General features: G+C 65.6%; 22 protein-coding genes. 6 read left to right on the forward strand and 16 right to left on the reverse strand.

The features are described 5' to 3' along the window. A partial coding sequence (locus VIM12_RS00945; RefSeq protein ID WP_331939729.1) for a branched-chain amino acid ABC transporter substrate-binding protein occupies positions 1-387 on the reverse strand: 387 nt, incomplete at its 3' end. A 52-nt stretch (positions 388-439) separates the two neighbouring features. Further along, positions 440-982, reverse strand: coding sequence for an Rrf2 family transcriptional regulator (locus tag VIM12_RS00950; protein WP_331939730.1), 543 nt, complete (start codon positions 980-982; stop codon positions 440-442). Between the two features lie 337 nt (positions 983-1,319). Here VIM12_RS00950 and VIM12_RS00955 point away from each other — a divergent pair, with 337 nt between their 5' ends. From VIM12_RS00955 to VIM12_RS00970, 4 genes are all read left to right on the forward strand, one after another. After that, positions 1,320-2,099, forward strand: coding sequence for a helix-turn-helix domain-containing protein (locus VIM12_RS00955; RefSeq protein WP_414691737.1), 780 nt, complete (start codon positions 1,320-1,322; stop codon positions 2,097-2,099). A gap of 7 nt (positions 2,100-2,106) precedes the next feature. Further along, positions 2,107-2,745 carry a lipoyl(octanoyl) transferase LipB gene (gene lipB / locus VIM12_RS00960; RefSeq protein ID WP_331939732.1) on the forward strand — a complete coding sequence of 213 codons (639 nt, stop codon included), beginning with the start codon at positions 2,107-2,109 and terminating at the stop codon, positions 2,743-2,745. Positions 2,746-2,793: 48 nt separating this feature from the next. Further along, positions 2,794-3,786 (forward strand): lipoyl synthase, encoded by a 993-nt coding sequence (gene lipA / locus VIM12_RS00965; RefSeq protein ID WP_331939733.1) that lies wholly within the window; start codon positions 2,794-2,796, stop codon positions 3,784-3,786. A gap of 224 nt (positions 3,787-4,010) precedes the next feature. Next, a complete protein-coding gene (locus VIM12_RS00970; protein WP_331939734.1) occupies positions 4,011-4,673 on the forward strand; it encodes a phosphatase PAP2 family protein in 663 nt (220 codons plus the stop codon). Between the two features lie 93 nt (positions 4,674-4,766). Here the strand turns inward: VIM12_RS00970 and VIM12_RS00975 are convergent, their stop codons facing one another. The 8 genes from VIM12_RS00975 to VIM12_RS01010 form a co-directional block, all read right to left on the reverse strand. Next, a complete protein-coding gene (locus tag VIM12_RS00975; RefSeq protein ID WP_331939735.1) occupies positions 4,767-5,291 on the reverse strand; it encodes a TlpA disulfide reductase family protein in 525 nt (174 codons plus the stop codon). A 74-nt stretch (positions 5,292-5,365) separates the two neighbouring features. Beyond that, the gene (locus VIM12_RS00980) at positions 5,366-5,800 is read right to left on the reverse strand and encodes a DsrE family protein (RefSeq protein WP_414691732.1); all 435 of its coding nucleotides are present in this window, start codon (positions 5,798-5,800) and stop codon (positions 5,366-5,368) included. Further along, positions 5,797-7,710: a M48 family metallopeptidase gene (locus VIM12_RS00985; RefSeq protein ID WP_331939736.1), complete on the reverse strand. Its 1,914-nt coding sequence runs from the start codon at positions 7,708-7,710 to the stop codon at positions 5,797-5,799. The genes VIM12_RS00980 and VIM12_RS00985 overlap by 4 nt, the downstream gene beginning before the upstream one ends. A gap of 25 nt (positions 7,711-7,735) precedes the next feature. Next, entirely contained in the window at positions 7,736-8,326 is a 591-nt protein-coding gene (locus VIM12_RS00990; RefSeq protein WP_331939737.1) for a LemA family protein, read from the reverse strand. 100 nt (positions 8,327-8,426) lie between these two features. Beyond that, positions 8,427-9,068, reverse strand: a complete 642-nt coding sequence (locus VIM12_RS00995) for a BON domain-containing protein (protein ID WP_331939738.1) — start codon at positions 9,066-9,068, stop codon at positions 8,427-8,429. Beyond that, positions 9,061-9,657: a phosphoheptose isomerase gene (locus VIM12_RS01000; RefSeq protein ID WP_331939739.1), complete on the reverse strand. Its 597-nt coding sequence runs from the start codon at positions 9,655-9,657 to the stop codon at positions 9,061-9,063. The genes VIM12_RS00995 and VIM12_RS01000 overlap by 8 nt, the downstream gene beginning before the upstream one ends. 84 nt (positions 9,658-9,741) lie before the next feature. Next, a complete protein-coding gene (locus VIM12_RS01005; protein ID WP_331939740.1) occupies positions 9,742-10,107 on the reverse strand; it encodes a YraN family protein in 366 nt (121 codons plus the stop codon). Further along, the gene (locus tag VIM12_RS01010; RefSeq protein WP_331939741.1) at positions 10,107-11,234 is read right to left on the reverse strand and encodes a penicillin-binding protein activator; all 1,128 of its coding nucleotides are present in this window, start codon (positions 11,232-11,234) and stop codon (positions 10,107-10,109) included. The genes VIM12_RS01005 and VIM12_RS01010 overlap by 1 nt, the downstream gene beginning before the upstream one ends. Positions 11,235-11,309: 75 nt before the next feature. On the opposite strand from VIM12_RS01010, the gene rsmI reads away from it, so the two are divergent. After that, the gene (gene rsmI, locus VIM12_RS01015) at positions 11,310-12,218 is read left to right on the forward strand and encodes a 16S rRNA (cytidine(1402)-2'-O)-methyltransferase (RefSeq protein ID WP_331939742.1); all 909 of its coding nucleotides are present in this window, start codon (positions 11,310-11,312) and stop codon (positions 12,216-12,218) included. Between the two features lie 7 nt (positions 12,219-12,225). Here rsmI and VIM12_RS01020 read toward each other — a convergent pair whose 3' ends face one another. From VIM12_RS01020 to VIM12_RS01045, 6 genes are all read right to left on the reverse strand, one after another. Then, positions 12,226-13,335: a septal ring lytic transglycosylase RlpA family protein gene (locus VIM12_RS01020; RefSeq protein WP_331939743.1), complete on the reverse strand. Its 1,110-nt coding sequence runs from the start codon at positions 13,333-13,335 to the stop codon at positions 12,226-12,228. Between the two features lie 182 nt (positions 13,336-13,517). After that, a complete protein-coding gene (rodA, locus tag VIM12_RS01025; protein WP_331940091.1) occupies positions 13,518-14,630 on the reverse strand; it encodes a rod shape-determining protein RodA in 1,113 nt (370 codons plus the stop codon). An 11-nt stretch (positions 14,631-14,641) separates the two neighbouring features. Beyond that, positions 14,642-16,618, reverse strand: coding sequence for a penicillin-binding protein 2 (gene mrdA / locus VIM12_RS01030; RefSeq protein ID WP_331939744.1), 1,977 nt, complete (start codon positions 16,616-16,618; stop codon positions 14,642-14,644). 130 nt (positions 16,619-16,748) lie between these two features. Then, complete coding sequence (gene mreD / locus VIM12_RS01035; protein ID WP_331939745.1) at positions 16,749-17,261, reverse strand: rod shape-determining protein MreD; 513 nt, start codon at positions 17,259-17,261, stop codon at positions 16,749-16,751. Further along, the gene (mreC, locus tag VIM12_RS01040) at positions 17,258-18,556 is read right to left on the reverse strand and encodes a rod shape-determining protein MreC (protein WP_331939746.1); all 1,299 of its coding nucleotides are present in this window, start codon (positions 18,554-18,556) and stop codon (positions 17,258-17,260) included. The genes mreD and mreC overlap by 4 nt, the downstream gene beginning before the upstream one ends. Positions 18,557-18,635: 79 nt before the next feature. Continuing rightward, on the reverse strand, positions 18,636-19,679 hold the full coding sequence (locus tag VIM12_RS01045) for a rod shape-determining protein (protein WP_040041654.1): 1,044 nt from the start codon (positions 19,677-19,679) through the stop codon (positions 18,636-18,638). A 275-nt stretch (positions 19,680-19,954) separates the two neighbouring features. On the opposite strand from VIM12_RS01045, the gene gatC reads away from it, so the two are divergent. Next, entirely contained in the window at positions 19,955-20,257 is a 303-nt protein-coding gene (gatC, locus tag VIM12_RS01050; protein WP_331939747.1) for an Asp-tRNA(Asn)/Glu-tRNA(Gln) amidotransferase subunit GatC, read from the forward strand.

Consider the following 20,257-nt stretch of genomic DNA (forward strand, 5'->3'; position numbering starts at 1 on the left):
GGCGGACGGGGAGATCTGCGGAATGCCTGCGTCGTGGTAGATCTTCGATGCCGGGATGGTGGTGCCGGAGTTCAGGTGGCCGATCACGCCCTGGACCTTGGCGTCAACCAGCTTCTGTGCAGCGGCGGTGCCCTGCTTCGGGTCGGCGGCGTCGTCTTCTGCCAGCAGTTCAAACTTCACCTTCTTGCCGCCGATCGTCATGCCCTTGGCGTTGAGCTCGTCGATCGCCATGCGGGCGCCGTTTTCATTGTCCTTGCCGAGGTGGGCGATCGGGCCGGAGATCGGGCCGACGTGGCCGATGCGGATCACCTGTTCCTGGGCCGATGCAGCACCTGCGAAGGCAAATGCAATCGCACCCGCCAACGGAATCATTTTTGTCGTGAACATGTTGTTTTCTCCTTGAGGGATTGTACGAAGTGAAGGTACTGCAAAAAGTCGCCTATGCCGCCAGGTGCACGGGCGAATCGAGAACGGCCTCGCGGCCGGAAAGGGGAGTGTCGAGTTCCTCGTCGAAGCGTCGCACCGGCTGCCGGCGATGCGTTGGAAAACTGCCGCCGGCACTGGCTTTTACCCGGTCGAGAGAAAAGCGGCGCAACTGCGTGAAGACGCTCTGGTTGATCGCGATCATCGCCTGCATCACCACCAGGTCGACATCGCTCGCCGCCCGTTCCGTCCGGCCTTCGGCACGGGTCGGCGACTGCTGCTCGAGGATGCAGCGGAACACGTCTTCCAGCGTCACCTGGCTGGGATCGCCGACGACGGCCCATTTGTCGGCGGCCTGCTCGTCCTGGCGGACGATGCCGGCACGGCCGAGCGCATGGCACAGCTTGCCGAGTTCACGCGCAGGCCGGCCGGTTTCCGCTTCAAGCTGGGTAATGCTGATTGCACGCGGGGCGCGCGTGACCATTTTTGCGAGGATTTCGGTGGTGGCAAAGAAGCGCTCATGCAAAGCCGCATTGCCCAGAAGGTAATCGTGTGTCATCCAGTCTCCTTTTTGAGGTTGCACCGCGGCGGAGACGGTCCGGTTTTTGGCCGGCCTCCCCTGCTGCAGGGTCAGCTCGGTTGTGGCTTTCTTATATTGTTTTTCCCTGTCCCGGGATTGCGCTCTTTTGTTGAAAGAGCTGCCACAACTGGTTCGCAACTTTAGGAGCAATCCCCGGGGAATGCCATTTCGCTACCTGACGCGACTAGATTCTCCTTGATGCTAAAATAGCGACAACTAGCATCAGACTGATACTTCTTCGAAAGGACGGGCAATGCCAACGGCATTGGACAAGGGCATCCTTGCGGGCCAGCGGGAATTCTGCGAGAACCTGCGCATGCTGTGCAGCTACTACCGTTCGGTGGCCGACGTCTGCCGCAAGCTCAACATCAACCGGGCGCAGTTCAACCGCTACCTCAACGGCACCAGCAAGCCGTCGAGCCATACCCTGGAGCGGATCTGCGATTTCTTCGGCGTCGAGCCGGCCGAGATTTATCTTCCGCGCGAGCATTTCCACCAGATCGTGCAGGTGCGCCCGCGACAGCGCACCGAGCGGGCCGTCTACGCCAGTCACATCGCCCGCCTCCAGCACCAGACCAACGGCCGGTTCGACAAGTATCTCGGCTACTACTACGAGTACTACCATTCGATGAGCGCGCCGGGCAAGGTGCTGCGCGGGCTCGTGCACATCTTCAGCCATGACGGGGCGGTCTACCATGAGCGGCTGGAGCGCTTCCCGCAGCATGCGAACCTGGACGAGACCTACAAGTGCAAGTACGTGGGCAGCACCTTCTACCTGAACGACCGCATCTTTCTGGTCGACTATGAATCCCTCACCGGCAACGAAATCGCGCAGACCATCCTGTTCCCGACCTACCGCAACAAGGTGGCGCGGCTGTCCGGCCTGATGCTGGGCGTCTCGTCCGGCAACCAACGCGCTATCGCCTGCGCGCGGGTAGTATTCGAGTTCCTCGGCACGAACATCGACGTGCGCAAGGCAATGCGGCTGTGCGGCCTGTTCGATCCGCAGGCGGGAGAGATCGACGCGACCATTCTCAAGGTGATCGACAATTCACCCCACAAGGACCAGCACCATTTTTACACCATCCCACTCTGACTCGCCGATGCAGACGCCCGCCCTGATCGACCGCGGCACCGAGTCCTACCAGGCGACCTTCGACGCCATGCGTGCGTTCACCGCGGCGCGCGATGCGGGAACCCGGGACGAACTCTGGATCGTCGAACATCCGCCGGTATACACCCTCGGCCTCGGCGCGGACGCCGGGCACGTGCTCGATGCCCACGGCATCCCCGTGATACAGACCGACCGGGGTGGCGAAGTCACCTACCACGGCCCGGGACAGGTGGTGCTCTACCTGCTGATGGACCTGCGCCGCCGGCGCGGGGCCCGGCTGTTCGCCCGGGAGTTCGTGCACACGATCGAACAGTCGGTCGTGAACACCCTGCGGGCGTATAATCTGGCGGGTGAACGCAAGGCCGGCGCGCCGGGCATCTACATGGCCGACGGCAGCTTCAAGGGCGCAAAGATCGCCGCGCTCGGGCTCAAGATCCGCGGCAACGGCTGCACCTACCACGGCGTGTCGCTGAACGTGGCAATGGATCTTGCGCCATTCTCATGGATCAATCCCTGCGGCTATGAAGGGCTGCAGACGGTGGACATGAAAACCGCCGGCGTCGAGGTGCCGTTGCCCGAAGTGCAACAGGCACTGGCCCGCAACCTGATCGATTTAATCACGGCGTGAGACGCGCCTATCGCCACGCCGAAGCGGCAGGCGAAGAAAGCGAACCGGATGACCACCGAAAAAGCCCCCGTTGCCCTGCCCGCAGATCCTGTCGCGGCCTCCTACAACCCCGCTGAAAAGCAGAAGGGCGCCGGCAAGACCGCGCGTATCCCGATCAAGATCGTACCTGCCGAGCGGCTGCCGAAACCGGACTGGATCCGGGTGAAGGCGGCGTCGCCGTCGACGCGCTTCTACGAGATCAAGGACATCCTTCGCCAGAACAAGCTGGTCACCGTGTGCGAGGAAGCGAGCTGCCCCAACATCGGCGAATGCTTTGGCAAGGGCACGGCGACCTTCATGATCATGGGCGACAAGTGCACGCGCCGCTGCCCGTTCTGCGACGTCGGCCACGGCCGCCCGGACCCGCTCGATCCGGACGAACCCGCAAACCTGGCCAAGACCATCGCGGCGCTGCGCCTCAACTACGTGGTGATCACCTCCGTTGACCGTGACGACCTGCGCGACGGCGGCGCCGGACACTTCACCGACTGCATCCGCCGCGTTCGCGCGCTGTCGCCGCAGACCCGGATCGAGATCCTGACCCCCGATTTCCGCGGCCGCATGGATCGTGCGCTCGAGATTTTGAAGGCGGCGCCGCCGGACGTCATGAACCACAACCTCGAGACGGTGCCGCGCCTGTACAAGGAAGCCCGGCCCGGCTCGGACTACCAGTATTCGCTGGGCCTGCTCAAGCGCTTCAAGGACCTGCACCCCGAAGTGCCGACCAAGTCCGGCCTGATGGTCGGCCTGGGCGAGACCGACGACGAGATCCTGCAGGTGATGCGCGACCTGCGCGAGCACGGCGTCACGATGCTGACCATCGGCCAGTACCTGATGCCGTCCGGCGACCACCTCCCGGTGCGGCGCTACGTGCATCCGGACACCTTCCGCATGTTCGAGGATGAAGCCTACAAGATGGGCTTCGTCCATGCGGCGGTCGGAGCGATGGTGCGCAGCTCCTATCATGCGGACCTGCAGGCCCATAACGCCGGTGTAGTCTGAACGCCGCCGCGCGTTGTCGCAGGCTGCAACGGCCATCGCCGGTTTGATTTAAGTGGAACGGCCCCGCCGCAAATCCAACACAATGGCATCTTCGGCGCGTGCTGCAGTGCACCAGTGCTGCAGCCGCGCGTCACGCGTCAAGCCTTTGATCCGGATCGGATCGTAAAAACCCGGTTACAACTGCACCCGAACTTCTCGCATAGACCTCTGCCTTACCTGCAGCCATGATCTCCTGGACCGAAATCACGCACTTTGGCGATCTCACGATCACCGCCTTTGCCGCCGTGGCGATTGCCGCCTGGCTGCTCGCCGAAGGCGAACAGCGGCTCGCCTTCTGGTGGAGCATGCTGTTCACCGTGGGGATGGGCATCGTCGTCGCCACCAAGATTGCCTTCATCGGGTGGGGCATCGGCATACGCGCGATCGACTTCGCCGGATTCAGCGGGCATGCAATGCGCGCCACTGCAGTCTTGCCGGTACTGTTCTACCTGATGCTGGAAAAGGCGCCTCGTGGCTTGCGTGCGCTCGGCGCACTTACCGGCCTCGCCTTCGGCATGCTGGTCGGCGTGTCGCGGGTCGCCTTGCATGCGCATTCGGTGTCGGAGATCGCATTCGGCTGGCTGCTGGGCGCATCCGTCAGCGTCGGCTTTCTCTGGATCGCCAGCACCACGCTGCGCGGTCACGTATTCACGCCGCTGCGCCTGTCGCTCAGTGTCCTTGCGTTGCTGCACGCGCCGTACGTGCACCCGGCGCCAACCCAGAAATGGCTGACCAGGGTGACGCTGTTGATCAGCGGCCACGAGCAACCGGTCGCGCGCGGAACATGGCGCGACGCGCGCGCCCCGCAACAGCCGGCGGACGCACTCCCGCGGGCGCTCACGCACTGACACCGGCGCCAGGAACTGCCGCCGGAAGAACAACGAAAAACGCCTCCATGTGGAGGCGTTTTTTCTTGCGGGCCGGGTCGGCATCAGGCCGGATCAGGCAGCCAGTGCTTTCTCCAGCAACTGGTGCAGGGCGGCGAAATCCGGCTCGCCGACGTAGCGCCTGATGATCCTGCCGTCCTTGTCGATGACGAAGGTGGTCGGGGTCAGCTGGACGTCGCCGAACGACTTCGCCACATCGCCCTGGGTGTCCAGCGCCACCTTGAACGGCAGCTTGCGGGTCTCCGCATAGTTCAGCACATAGTTGGCGGGATCGTAGCTCATTGCCACGGCGACGAAGTCGAGGCCCTGGTCCTTGTATTTGTTGTAGGTCTCGACCATCGCCGGCATCTCCTTGACGCAGGTGACGCAGCTGGTCGCCCAGAAGTTCACCATCACCACCTTGCCGCGCAGGCTCTGCATCGGCACCTTCTCGCCGGTGATGCTGCTGAACGTGACATCGGGCGCCGTCTTGGCACCCGCCAGCGAAAGGTAGCCGACCACCGCGATCGCGACCACGGCGGCCGCGATCAGCGCCTTGACGATGTTGCGGGTACGGGAGCTTGCTATTTCTGCTTGCATTGGAGGACAGCCTGAGTATCAGTGGAAAAACCGGAGGACAGACGCATTATAGGACTTGCGCCCGGCGTCCGTCTTTACGGTCGCAGATAAGCGTAACCCTCTTTCGCCTGCAGCCTTGCCGCTTCCACCACGCCCGATGTCACCAGCCTTGCCTCCGGCAGCAGCTGCGCGACCGGGACGTCGTGCGCAGTGAGGGTGTTCTTGCACACACGGAACTCGACGCCCTGCTGCGCCAATGCCGCAACCTGCGCATCGAAGGGCTTGCCGTTGCGCTCGCGCGCGCCGTTCAGCAGAAACCGGATACCGTCGCCGTTCGTCACGACCACGACTTTCGTGTCCGGCTCCGCGCGCAAGTGGTTGCGGATATTGCCCATCGCGCGCGCGGCCTGGTCGATGCCTTCGGTCAGGTGATAGACCACTTTCACCGGCTCGTCGGCGCTCGCGAGCGCGGGCAGCATCAGGACCGGCGCCATGCCGGCAACTAACTTGAGGAGGTTTCTTCTGTTCATGATGGACCTTGCCAGTGGAAGTGGGGATAGCTCCGGGCGACGGCGTCAGGGACCGGCGCCTCCAGTGCAGCGCAAATGCCGCGCAACAAGTCCGCGCAGGACAGCGGCAGCGGCATCCCGCTTCCCGCTGCGGCCAGCAGCGCCTTGACGAGTGCGGGCTTGGATAGCGGCGCCAGCTGGTGCGCGTGCTCCAGCGCCGTGTCGATACGCCGGTAATCGAGGCGGGAAACAGGCATCAGATCGGCAGATGACAAACCAGGTTCCGCGAGCAGCGCCGCGGCGCCGGCAAACAGGCTTGCGGCATCGGCGCGACGTGCGGCGGCAGCCGTCTGCGCCACCAGCGACAGCAGCACGATGCATTCCTGCCTGATCGCTGACAGCGACGGATAGCGCACCGGCACCGCGCGTCCGGCGCCGGGTGACAGGCGGCGGGTCAGCACCGACTGCAGCACGAATTCTGCAAGCGTGCGGCGGTGGTCGGCGACAATCAGGCGCTCGACACCGCGAAGCAGGTCCTCCTTCTGCGCGGCATCCAGTTGCCGCAATGCCGGCATGGCGAGGTCGAGCAGCGGCAGGCGCGCGCTTTTGGGCAGCAACGCAATCTGCGACGCCAGGTGCCGGCGCAGCGCGGCGTCGCGAGGCGCGAATGCTTCCAGCCGGGCGGTCGGGTCAGCGCCGTCGAGCAGCAGTGCGTGCACCAGCGCGCAGGCGGCTTCCGGCTCGCGCAACGCGGCATCCAGTGCGGGCGCCAGGCGCGTCGACGCCGCGCTTGCCGGCGGCGCAGCAACAGCAACGGCGGCGGCAGCGACGGCAAGTGCCGCCGGTTCAAAAGGAATATCGGGAAGATCCACCGGCTGCGCGACCGGCGGCGGCAGCACCGGGGCGTCCATCGGTGACACCCGCCTGCCGTAGATCCGGCGCAGCCGCTCCTCTATCGGTGGATGCGTCGCCAGCCACCTGCTTGCCAGCCCTGGGCGCGGTGCGCCCAGGAACAGGTGGGAAAGCTGTTCGGCATTGGGGTGCTCGATGCGGGAGCCGGGGTGCATGCTGCGCGAGAGACCGGCGATCTTGCGCAGGGCGCCGCCGAGGCCGTCGGCGCTGCGGGTGAACTGCACCGCGCTGGCATCGGCAAGGAATTCGCGCTGGCGCGAGACCGCCGCCTTGATCATTCGGCCAAAGAAGACGCCGATGTAGCCGACGGCGAGCATGCCCGCGCCGGTCAGGAACAGCATGATGCGCAACGGCGGCCCCTTGCGGTGCGGCACGCGTCCGCTCCAGCTGTAGCTGCCGAAATCCATCAGATGGCGGCCGAAACCGGCGAGCATCTGTATGCCGAACAGCAGGCCGATGAGACGGATATTGAGCCGCATGTCGCCGTTCAGGATATGGCTGAATTCATGGCCGACGACGCCCTGCAGCTCGTCGCGTGTCAACCGGGTGAGCGCGCCGCGGGTGACCGCGACGACCGCCTCGTCGCGGTTGTAGCCGGCGGCGAAGGCATTGATCGATTCCTCCCGGTCCAGCAGGTAGACACGCGGCACCGCAATGCCTGCCGCGATCGCCATTTCCTCGACGACGTTGAGCAGGCGGCGCTCCTGCAGGTCGGTCGCGTTACCGGGAACCGGCCTGCCGCCGGCCATCCTGGCGACGGCTTCGCCCCCGTCGCGCAGGTTGAACATCTCGATCAGGGTGCCGGCGCCGATCAGCGCCAGCGTCACGCCGGTGTTGGTGGCGAAAAAGCCGCGCGGGTAGTCATGCATGCCCAACACGGCGCCGGTCTGGGTCCAGCTCCACGCCAGCGCCAGCACCGCGTTCACCGCGGCGACGATGGCGAGCACCGACAGCGCGAACAGGAACACCAGCTTGCGTGTCAGCCGCCGCGCATGCTCCTGCTCCGCAAAGAAATTCATTGCAGCGTCACGCTCGGGTTGCCGATCAGAACGCGACCTTGACCGGCTGGCGTTCTTCCGGGGATGCGGTCGCCTCCAGCAACTGCCCCGCGGTGAATGCGAACATGGCGGCGATGACAGAACCGGGGAACTGCTCGCGCGCGGTGTTGTATTCCATGACGCCGTCGTTGTAGGCCTGGCGCGCGAAGGCGATCCTGTTCTCGGTGCTGGTGAGCTCCTCGGTGAGCTGCAACATGTTCTGGTTGGCCTTCAGGTCCGGGTAGGATTCCGACAGCGCGAACATCTTGCCGAGCGTGGCGTCCAGCGCACCGTCGGCGGCGGCCATCCGGCGCAGCGCGGCGGTGTCGCCGGGATCGGCCGCGGCTTTCGCATTGGCGCCGACGGCCTGGTTGCGCGCCTCGATCACCGCTTCCAGCGTCTCGCGTTCATGCTTCATGTAGCCGCGCGCGGTTTCGACCAGGTTGGGAATCAGGTCGTAGCGGCGCTTGAGCTGGACATCAATCTGCGCGAATGCATTCTTGAACTGGTTGCGCAGGCTGACCAGGCGGTTGTAGGCGCCCACCGCCCAGAACACGATCAACAGCACGATGCCGGCGGTGATGATGGCTCCGGTCATGTTTTCCTCCGAATGAATGTGGCGCAAAAAAAAGGCCGCGGATCGCATTGATCCGCGGCCTACTATAGCATCCACCAGGAAATATCCCGGCGGGGAATTCCTACTTCGGCTGGCTCGTGTCCGCGCTGCGCGTCAACTGCCGCAGGTCGTCCTCGCTGATGTACTCGAACACCTTGACCACCTTGGTCACGCCGCCGATGCCGCGGGTGATGTCGGCCGCGCGCTGGCCTTCGCGCTCGGTGACCCTGCCCATCAGGTAGACCACGCCGCGTTCGGTGACGACCTTGATCGAATTCGCGTACAGGTCCTTCGCGTCGACGAATGCCGCCTTGACCTTGCCGGTGATCAGGGTGTCGTTGGAGCGAGAACCGAAGCTGGACACCGGCATGATCTCGAGGTCGTTGACGACCGACTGCACGCCTTCGATCGCCGTCGCCTCCCGTTCGACCGCGGCCTTCATCTGCTCGTCGCGCACCTCGCCGGTCAGCAGCACCTTGCGGTTGAAGCTGGTGACGTTGACGTGGCCGGCATTGCCGACCAGGCTCGGTATCCGCGTCTCGCCCTTGAACACGATGGCCTTGTCTTCGGTCTGCGCACCGAAAGTGCGGCGGTCGGTCGCCGCCAGCGTGCCGAGTACGGCGCTGCCCACCGCCATTTCGACACAGCCTGCGAGGCTGGCGACCATCGCGGCACACAGCAGTGCCTTTGCTGCAGGACGGGTGAAGCGCGTCCGGTTATTCATGCATATCCTCCCCAAACAAGGCGACGTCGATGCCGTCGCATAAACAATGTATCGTCAACAGGTGTACTTCCTGGATGCGGGCCGTGCGGTCGTGCGGCACGCAGATATGGACATCGGCATCCGTCAATCGCTTGCCGATCTCGCCGCCGCCCTTGCCGGTCAGCGCCACCACCCGCATGTCGCGCTCCAGCGCTGCTTCCACCGCGGCCAGCACGTTGGCCGAATTGCCCGACGTCGACAGCGCCAGCAGGATATCGCCCGACTGGCCGAACGCCTGCACCTGCTTGCTGAAGATGTCGTTGAACGCGTAGTCGTTGCCGACCGCGGTCAGGATGGAAGTGTCGGTCGTCAGCGCCAGCGCCGGCAGCGGCAGGCGTTCGCGCTCGAAGCGCCCCACCAGTTCCGCGGCGAAGTGCTGGCAGTCGGCGGCCGATCCGCCGTTCCCGCATGCCAGGATCTTGTTTCCGTTAGACAAGGCCGTGAACATAAGTTGCACGGCCTCAAGGATTGGTTCCGCCAACAGCGCTGCGGACCGTGTCTTCAGGTCGGCACTTTCCTGGAAGTGCGCCTGGATGCGTCGGTTTGTCATGATGCGTGGAATTATAGAGCACTCACAAAAGGGGGTCGCGGCGCAAGCACTGGTCTTTGCCTTTAAGCAATGGCAGCATTGGCCTCAGGCCTCTATCGCATTGGGCAGCCAGCGCAGCGAGTCGCCGTCGACCGCCACCACGTCGACCCGGCACGGCGGGGGCTGGCGGTAGCGCTGCAGGAAAACCTGCGCCGCGAGCAGGATGCGGCCCTGCTTGCGTGGGGTGATGCTGGCGGCGGCGCCGCCGTAACGGGTGTCGGCGCGCTTCCGCACCTCGACGAAGACCAGGGTCGGGCCGGATTGCACGATCAGGTCGATCTCGCCGCCCTTGCAACGGAAATTGCGCTCGACCAGTTGCATGCCCTGCTGTTCGAGGTAGCGCAGCGCCCTCTCCTCGGCAGCATCGCCTTCACGCTGCTTCGCGGTGCGGAAGGCGGCCAGCAAGCCCACTAGCGGCCGTTTTGCAGCGGCACGACGGTGCCGTTGCGGTAGATCGCCTTCTCGGCGATACGGGTGAATCGGGCGCCGGCGTCCTCCAGGCTGACACCGAGCCGTCCGGTCACGCCGTCTATCTCGAATCGGCGGCGCTGCATCGCGATCTCGTGCGCGATGCGGTAGGCATCGATGCCGAGCGCGTACAGGCGCTCGAGGTCGGCGCTGCGCATCTGGCCCGGCAGCGGAGGCAGGACCGGATAGGACATGACCGCAGGATGGTCGGGTTGCAGCTGCCAGGGAATATCGAGCAGGCGCACGCCGTCCATGTCGGTCATGATCTCGGCAGCCCCTGCCAGCGGCAACGCAACCGGGTTGAGCTGGGAGGTACCGTACAGCGGCATTTCCGGCCCCATCAGCGAGCGGATCTGGCGCGCCTGCCGGGCGTCGAGCGCGGCGAAGATGAGGGTCGGCGCATCCTGCTGCTGCATCTTGAACTGCAGCAGCGGGCTGGCGTTGACGTAACCGTCGTTCGACACCAGTTCGACCGGCTCGCTTTCGCGGCCGAGCTGCTGCCATTGCTGTTCGAACGCGCGGGCCGCGCGGCGTTGCCAGGCGGCGCCGGTAAAGACCACCAGCGCGCGTGCGCGCGGGTGCTGCGTGGCGGCCCAGCCCGCGACCTGTCGCGCCTCGTCCTCGATCGACAGGCCGATCGGCAGCATCTGCGGCGGCAGCACAAGAGGCACCTCGCCCGAGGTATCGGGGGAATTCAAGGCAATCGTCGGTCGCTGCAGCAGGCCGCTCTGCGCGACAGCCGTCACGCCGGTGCGCGACAAGGGGCCGACCACGATGTCGTGCTCCACGCTCGCCGCATTGAACCCGGACAGCACGTCCTGCGGCGCGTCGCCGGTCTCGACCAGCTGCACATCGACGCCGTCGGGCTCGCGGTCGAAGCCGGCCTGGAAGCCGGCCCGCACCATCTCCGCGGCGCCGCGCAGGGAATCGGACTGGGTCGGCAGCAGCAGCGCGATGCGTACCATCGGCAGATCGACCAGCGGAGACGGCACCGGGGGAAGCGCCAGGTCGGTCTGCGCCAGCAGCTGCGGATTGCGGGATACCGGCAGGCCGGTTGTGTTTGCCAGCACGGGCAGGCAAAATCCGCTCAGCAGACACGCCACCAGCATTCCATTCGCCCATCGGCTTCCCATTGCCCTCTCCTTATGACGCCTTCTCATTCCGCCGCGCCCTCCTTCGATGCACTGTTGCAGGAAGTGTCGCAGCAGGCTTATCCGACCGCGACATTATATGTGGTGGCCACCCCCATCGGAAACGCGGGCGATATCACGTTGCGGGCTATCAATGCGCTCGCCCTCGCTGACGTGGTCGCCTGCGAGGACACGCGCAACACCGGCCATCTGCTGTCGCGCTACGGCCTTTCCAAGGAACTGCTTGCCGCGCACGAGCACAATGAGCGCGAAGCCGCGGAACGTATCATCGGTCGGCTGCAGGCCGGACAGCGTGTCGCGCTGGTGTCGGATGCCGGCACGCCTGCCGTGTCCGATCCGGGTGCGCGCATCGTGGATGCCGTCCGCGCCGCCGGCCTGCGCGTGTCGCCCCTGCCCGGCCCGTCTGCCGCTGTCGCCGCCCTGTCCGCCAGCGGCCTGCTGCAGGACCGCTTCCTGTTCGTCGGTTTCCTGCCTGCGAAGGCGAAGCAGCGCGAGACGTCGCTGCAACACCTGGCGTCGGTGCAGGTGACACTGGTGCTGTATGAGGCGCCCCATCGCATCGCCGACACGACCGCCGCCCTGCTGGACGTCTTCGGGCCGCAGCGGCAGGTCGTCTTCGCGCGCGAGCTGACCAAGCTGTTCGAGGAGATCCATCGCTGCCCGCTCGGCGATGCGGCGGCCTGGCTGGCGGCCGACGCCAACCGCGGCAAGGGCGAGTATGTGCTGCTGGTTGACGGCGCCGCGGAGGCGGTGGAAGAGGACGAGCGGGAAGCGGAGCGCATCCTCGCGATCCTGCTGGAGGAATGCAGCGTCAAGCAGGCTGCCGCACTCGCCGCCCGTATCACCGGCCAGAAGAAGAACGCACTGTACGAACAGGCACTGGCGATGAAGGGCGGACAGTAGCGCAGGCTCAGCGCTGGGTAATCACCGGACGCCCGGCGCTGCCCGATTGCAGCTGCGCCGCGGCTGCAGCGGCTTCTGCGCGGGAGGCATACGGTCCCGCGGCAAGCCGGAACAATCCGCCCGACTCGATCACCTCGACCGCCGGCACGCCACTGGGCCGGGCTTCCTGATGCCGCGCGCGAGCCGCTTCGGCGTTGGCCTGGCGCGAGTACGCTCCCAGCTGCACGTAGAAACCGGGCGTGGCCGCCGGCATTGCGGACGCCGATGCCGAAGGGCTTGCGGGCTGCGCCGCGGCCGGCAAGGGCTGCGCAGCCGGAATGATCTGCGCCAGCGGCAGCGGACGGGTCTCGATCCCGCTTGTCACGCTGCCCGCTGCCACCGCAATGACCTCGACGGGCTGGCCGGCGGAGGCCGGTGCCGGCGCCGATTCGGGCTGCTTCAGCGCGATCTGCCCGCGCTCGGCATTGATCTGCGCGATCTGCTCGGGCAGGAGGCGCTCGACCTCGAGCTCGCTGCTGCCCTTGCCGAGATAGCCGAGCTTCAGCGCGGCGGTATAGGACAGGTCGATGATGCGCCCGGAATGGAACGGCCCGCGGTCGTTGACCCGCACGATCACCTGCTTGCCGTTGGCGACGTTGGTGACGCGCACGTACGAAGGTATCGGCAATGTCGGATGCGCGGCCGTCATCTTGTACATGTCATAGATCTCGCCAGACGAAGTCTTCTGGCCGTGGAACTTGCGGCCGTACCAGCTGCCCACGCCGCGCTGCTTGAAGGGACGCTCGTCGGTGATCGGGGTGTACGACTTGCCGAACACGACATAGGGCTTGTTGCCGCGGGACGCATACGGTTCCACCCGGGGTTCGGCGTCGGGGGTATCGAGCAGACCTTCGGGCGGCGCGTCGCCCGGCCCGTCGTCCTTGTAGTAGCCGCCGCGACCGGAGCCCGCCGGCGGAAGAGCCGGCAGCGGCGACGATTTCCTCGTAGGGGTCGCGCGCGCCTGCTCCGGGACCGGTTCGCCGGTCAGCGGCACGCCGCCGCAGCCGGCGAGCACCAGCGGCAGCAGCAGCGATGCGGTGTTGAGATGGCGGTAGCAAGCCTGGAAGCGAATGCGCATCCTTTCCTCCCTGCGTATTGTTTTGAAGGCCGCGGGCAGATCAGCCGGGGCAGCGCCCGGGTCCGCCCGCTACGAAGGAGGAGAGTGTGCATCGGCAATAATTTTGCCGCAACAACAGAATTGTTACTCTTCTGATACGCATCGTGTCGGAAGGCCGGCACGATGCGCGAAAAAGGAGCGGCTCAGCTCTGGATCAGCTTGCGGTGACGCTGGATGCTCATCAGCATGCCGACGCCCAGGCCCAGCGTAACGAAGGCGGTGCCGCCGTAGCTCATGAAGGGCAGCGGCACGCCGACCACCGGCAGGATGCCGCTCACCATGCCCATGTTGACGAAGGCATAGGTGAAGAAAATCATCGTGATCGCGCCGGCCAGCAGCCGCGTGAATACGGTCGGGGCATTCGCCGCGATGAGGAGTCCGCGGCCGATCAGCAGCAGGTAGATCAGCAGCAGGATCAGGTTGCCGACCAGTCCGAATTCTTCCGAGTACACGGCAAACACGAAGTCGGTGGTCCGCTCGGGGATGAACTCCAGGTGCGCCTGGGTGCCGTTGAACCAGCCCTTGCCCGTGACGCCGCCGGAGCCGATGGCGATGGTCGACTGGATGATGTGGAAGCCCTTGCCGAGCGGGTCGCTGGTGGGATCGATCAGCGTCATCACGCGCTGCCGCTGATAGTCGTGCAGCACCGACCAGACCACCGGCAGGCTGGCGAGGCCGCCGATGAACAGGAACAGCAGCACCTTCCAGGAGAGGCCGGCCAGGAAGATCACGTAGAAGCCGGCCGCCAGGACCAGCAGGGCGGTGCCAAGGTCGGGCTGCTTCGCGATGAGGGCGACCGGGATCACCAGCAGCACCGTCGCGACCATAAACTCCGTCCAGCGCAGGGTTCCCTCGCGTTTCTGGAAGTACCATGCGAGCATCAGCGGCACCGCGATTTTCAGCAGCTCCGAGGGCTGGATCACGACGCCGATGTCGATCCAGCGGCGCGCGCCCTTCTTGATGATGCCGAACATCGCGACCGCGACCAGCAGCGCGACGCCCAGCGTGTAGAGCGGCAAGGCGATCCGCATCAGCATTTGCGGCGGCATGACGGCCGCGATCCACATCACGACGAACGAGATCAGGATGTTGCGCAGGTGGTCGTCGATGCGGGTGCCGTGGTCGTAGCCGGCCGAATACATCGTGACCGTGCTCACCGACAGCAGCAGGAACAGGATCAGCGACAGCGGGCCGTCAAAGACGGTGATGTAGGGTTTGATCACCTGCCACAACGGCGGGCGTCCCGAAATTTGCATGGTTGCCATGGCTAGTCCCTGTGCTGGTGCTGGTGGCTCTGCTGCAGCGATACCGGCTTGACCGCCGCAGGCGCGGCCGCTTCCGGCGGCAGGGCCGGGGCCGCCTTCTTGTCGGCGGCCGGCGCGGCCTTGTCTTCAGGCCGCTTGCCGAGCAGGTAGTAATCGATCGCCTTGCGCGCGATCGGCGCCGCCGCCTGCGCGCCGAAGCCGCCGTTCTCGACGATCATGCCGATGGCGATGCGCGGGTTGTCCACCGGCGCGAACGCGGTGTACAGCGCATGGTCGCGGTGTATTTCCGCGATCTTGCTGGCGTCGTACTTCTCGTTCTTCTTGATGGCGATCACCTGCGCGGTACCGGTCTTGCCGGCCGACTCGTAGCCCGCGTTGGCGAACGCGCGCGCGCCGGTGCCCTCCTTCACCACCCCGGCCATCGCACGCTTGACGATGTCGATGTTCTCCTGCCGCAGCGCGATCTTGTAGCTCTCCTTCGGTACCGTGAGCGTGCGTTCCTTGGTCGCGCCATTCTCGATGATCTTGACGAGGTGCGGTTTCATCACGGTGCCGTTGTTGGCGAGAATGGCGGTCGAGTGCGCAAGCTGCAGCGGCGTGAAGGAGTTGTAGCCCTGACCGATGCCGATCGAGATGGTCTCGCCGGCATACCACTTCTTCTGCTCGGGGCGCCGGTAGGCATTGCGCTTCCACTCGGTGGAGGGCAGGATGCCGCGGCGCTCGTGGTCGAGGTCGATGCCGGTCAGCTGGCCAAAGCCGAACGGCTTCATGAAGTCATGGATGGTGTCCACGCCGAGCTCGTTGGCGAGGATGTAGTAGTAGGTGTCGCAGGAATGGACGACCGACTTGTACAGGTCCACCATGCCGTGGCCGCCTTCCTTGTCGTCCCGGAACTTGTGATTGCCGAACCAGAAATAGCCGGGGTCCGAGATTGCCTGGCCGGGCGTGCGCTTGCCCAGCTCGAGCGCCGCCAGCGCCATGAACGGTTTGTAGGTCGAGCCGGGCGGGTAGGTGCCGATCAGAGGCCGGTTCAGCAGCGGGCGGTCGGGCGAATTGTTGAGTTCGTCCCAGCTCTGGGCGTCGATGCCGTCGACGAACAGGTTGGGATCGAAGGTCGGCATGGACACATACGCGAGCACGTCGCCAGTCGATGGCTCGATCGCGACCAGGGCCCCGCGACGGTCGCCGAACGCTTCCTCGATGACCTTCTGCAGTTCGATGTCGATGGACAGGATCAGGTTGTGGCCCGGCACGGCGGGGGTGCGCGACAGCGTCCGCACCGCACGGCCGCCGGCGGAGACCTCGACTTCCTCGTAGCCGGTGGTGCCGTGCAGCTGCGCCTCGTAGCGCTTCTCCACGCCTTCCTTGCCGATATGGTTGGTGCCGGCATAGTTGGCGGCGTCTTCCATCTCCTCTATGCGCGCGGCATCGCGCTGGCTGATACGGCCGATGTAGCCGATCACGTGCGACGCGGTCTTGCCGAGCGGGTAATGGCGGAACAGGCGGGCCTGGATCTCGACACCCGGGAAGCGGAAGCGCTGCGCGGTGAAGCGCGCCACCTCCTCGTCGGTCAGGCGGGTGCGGATCGGCACGCTCTCGAAATTCTTCGCCTCTTCCTGCAGGCGGCGAAAACGCCGGCGGTCCTTGGGCTGGATCTCGACCAGCTGCGACAGATCGTCGATCACCCGGTCCAGCGGCTGGCGGATCTTGGAGGGCGTGATCTCCAGCGTATAGGCGGAGAAGTTGCGGGCCAGGACCACGCCGTTGCGGTCGACGATCAGGCCGCGGTTAGGCACCACCGGCACCACCGAGATGCGGTTGTCCTCTGCCCGTGCTTCGAAATGGTCGTGGCGCAGTACCTGCAGCCAGACAAAGCGCGCAACCAACAGGCCGAAGCAGATCAGCACGAAGACCGCCGCGACCGACAGGCGCAGGCGGAAGAAGTGCAGTTCGCGTTCTGTGTTCTTGAATTCGGTCATACCTGACTTTGCTGAAGCGGCCGGCGGCCGCCTGCATCAATATTCATGTCCCTGGCGGGAGCTCGGGCGCCGCCCGGTGATCCGTGCCGGCGCATCCCGCGGGCCGGCACGCCGGCCGCGGGTTGCCTCATCAAATCGGCCTGGTGTCATCGCGGTCGACCGCGCGGCGCTGCGGCGCCAGCAGGATCATCGTCACCACCGGCCACAGGCCTGCAGCCACCACGCTTTCGAGGAAGAAGGACCAGCCGGGGAATTTTCCGCTGACCAGCAGCCGCACCACCATCTGCACCGCCTGCATCAACAGCAGCAGCGGCAGCACATGGGCGGCCTGAGTCGGTACCTTGAACCACAGCACGCGGCGGTGGATCATGATCGCGAAATAGGACAGCAGCGTGTAGGACAGCGCGTTCTCGCCAAGGAGGCTGGCGTCGTGCACGTCCATCAGCAGGCCCATCATGAAGGCGATGCCGATGCCGACGCGCCGTGGCTGGTGGACGCTCCAGAAGACCAGGACCAGCGCAACGAAGTCCGGGACGCCGGCCCATTGACCCCAGGGCAGCAGGTTCAGCAGGAAGGCCACCACGATGCTCGCTGCAATGAACAGCGGATTGGCGGGCAGCAGGATGTAGTGGGGTCGGTTCATGGCGTCTGCTGTACGGGGGCCGCCGGTGCCGCGGACGGCGCCGGTGCCGCAGGAGTTGCGGTGGTCGCGGGCCGTACTGCGGGCGCCGCTGCCGGTTTCACAACGGGCGCGGGCGGCGTCGCAGGCGCCGCAGGGGCCGGCTTCGCGACCGGCGCCACCGGCGCTGCGGGCGCCGCCGCTGCCGGTTTCTGTGCCGCCGCGGGCGCCGCAGCCGTCCCTGCGGATGCGGCTGTGGCAGCCCCTGCGCTGGCGGGCGACTGGCGCGGTGCGGTATTCGATGCGGCCGCCGTGCCGGTTGCCGACTGTGCCCCGGCTGCCGGCTGTGCGCCGGAGGCGGCGGGTCCGCCTGCTGCCGGGGCGACGGGGGTCGCCGCCTTGGCGTCCTTGCCCGCATCCTTGCCGGACTCGGGCGCCGGCTTCTTGTCGGCTTTTCCGTCGTCGGGCGCCGGGCGCTCGGGGAAGTTCTCCTCGGTCATGAGGATCAGCAATTGACGGTTGCGGTCGATGCCGGCCAGCGGCTGGCAGGTGATGCGGGCAAACGCATCGGACGACTTGCTTTCCACCTGGCTCACCTTGGCGACCGCCAGGCCGGCCGGGTAGACGCCGTCGATGCCGGAGGTCACGAGCACGTCGCCATTCCGGATGTCGGCATTGACGGGCATGAAGCGCAGGTCGAGCGTGCCGGCATGGCCCTGTCCATAGGCGATGCTGCGCACGCCATTGCGCACCACCTGTACCGGGATCGCCTGGTCCTTGTCGGTCAGCAGCGTGACCTCGGCCGTGAACGGGAACACGCGGGTGACCTGCCCGACCACGCCGACATCGTCGATCACCGGATGACCGGGCCGCACGCCGTGGCGGCTGCCGCGGTCGAGGATGATCTTGCGGGTGAAGGCGTCGCGCGCGTCGTACAGGATCTCGCTCATCACCGACTTCACCGGCAGCCGCTCGTTGGCATCGAGCAGCTTGCGCAGCTGCGCATTCTCCGCGGTCAGCAGCTGCATCTGCTGCAGCGTCTGCGCATTTGCCACCTCCTGCTGCTTGAGGCGCTGGTTCTCGCGCTGCACCGCCGACAGGGTGGAGAAGTAGTCGCCGACCATGTAGGCGGCGTCGCGCGGCAGCAGCGCCACGACCTGCAGCGGGTAGAGCGCGGTGCCGACTGCCTGCCGGATGGCGCCGAGGGAGCGCAGGCGCGCATCGGCGATCAGCAGGGCAAGGGCAATCAGGGAGAAGAACACCACTTTGGCGCGCGCGGAGGCGCCTTGCTTGAAGAGTGGCGGTGGACTGTAATCCATCAGCGGCTAACTATGTGCGGGTCTGTGTTTCGGTTCCGCCGGCGCGCCCGGCGGGTCGCTGGGCGCGCGCTACAACGCATTACTCGTAGGAGAAGATCGAGCCCAGCTTGTCCATGCGCTCGAGCGCCATGCCGGAGCCGCGCACCACGCAGGTCAGCGGATCCTCGGCGACGATCACCGGCAGCCCGGTCTCTTCCATCAGCAGGCGGTCGAGGTCGCGCAGCAGCGCACCGCCGCCGGTGAGCATCATGCCCTTCTCGGCGATGTCGGCGCCGAGTTCCGGCGGGGTCTGCTCGAGTGCGTTCTTGACGGCGGAAACGATGTTGTTCAGCGGGTCGGTCAGCGCTTCCAGGATCTCGTTGCTGGAGATCGTGAACGAGCGCGGGATGCCTTCCGACAGGTTGCGGCCCTTGACTTCCATCTCCTTGACTTCGGAGCCCGGGAAGGCGGAACCGATTTCCTTCTTGATCAGTTCCGCGGTCTGCTCGCCGATCAGCATGCCGTAGTTGCGGCGGATGTAGTTGACGATGGCCTCGTCGAACTTGTCGCCGCCGACGCGGACCGAACCCTTGTACACCATGCCGCCGAGCGAAATGATGCCGACTTCGGTAGTGCCGCCGCCGATGTCGACCACCATCGAGCCGGTGGCGTCGGAGACCGGCAGGCCGGCGCCGATCGCAGCCGCCATCGGCTCCTCGATCAGGTAGACCTGCGACGCGCCGGCGCCCAGCGCGGATTCACGGATCGCACGGCGCTCGACCTGGGTGGAACCGCAGGGAACGCAGATGATGATGCGCGGGGACGGCTTGAACAGCTTGGAGTCGTGCACCATGCGGATGAACTGCTTGAGCATCTGCTCGGTGACGGTGAAGTCGGCGATCACGCCATCCTTCATCGGGCGGATCGCCTCGATGTTGCCCGGAACCTTGCCCAGCATCTGCTTGGCTTCCTTGCCGACGGCCTGGATGGTCTTCTTGCCATTGGGTCCGCCCTGCTGGCGGATGGCGACCACGGAGGGCTCGTCCAGGACGATGCCCATGTTGCGGACATAGATCAGGGTGTTTGCCGTACCCAGGTCGATCGCCAGGTCGTTAGAAAAGTAGCTGCGTAAGAATCCAAACATGTATTGTCCCGATGCGCATCCGTGGCGCGCTTAACAATGATGGTAAAAACCCGGGTTCGCTCCATCCCGGCAATGCTGGCGCCGGGGCGGCAAATCAGCCCGTCATTCTACCTTATAATTCAGGTGAAATTAGTCGGGGGAAACTCCAAAAAGCACTGCAAGATACACGCAGTACGGCCCCTTTTGACAAGTTTTTGCCAGAACAAGAACTGCCTTTGACCAGCCTTTGACTTTCTGACATTTCCGTTTGCAACGCCTCTCACCGCTTCCCTACCATGTCACTCGATCTCTCCGACGTAAAGCGCCTGGCACGCCTCGCGCAGCTTGACCTGAACGAAGAACAGGCCGGCAAGACCCTGGACAAGCTGAACGGCATCTTCGCGCTGGTCGAGCAGATGCGCGCCGTCGATACCAGCGGCGTCGAGCCGCTCAACCATCCCATCGCCGCCATCCAGGACGATATCGCCATGCGCCTGCGCGAGGACAAGGTCACCGAGGCCGATCGCCGCGACGATTACCAGCGGGTGGCGCCTGCCGTGCAGGACGGCCTTTACCTGGTCCCGAAAGTCATCGAATAA

Origin of the sequence: Noviherbaspirillum sp. (assembly GCF_036563305.1) — a bacterium.
In the GTDB taxonomy this organism is placed as follows: Bacteria; Pseudomonadota; Gammaproteobacteria; order Burkholderiales; family Burkholderiaceae_D; genus Noviherbaspirillum.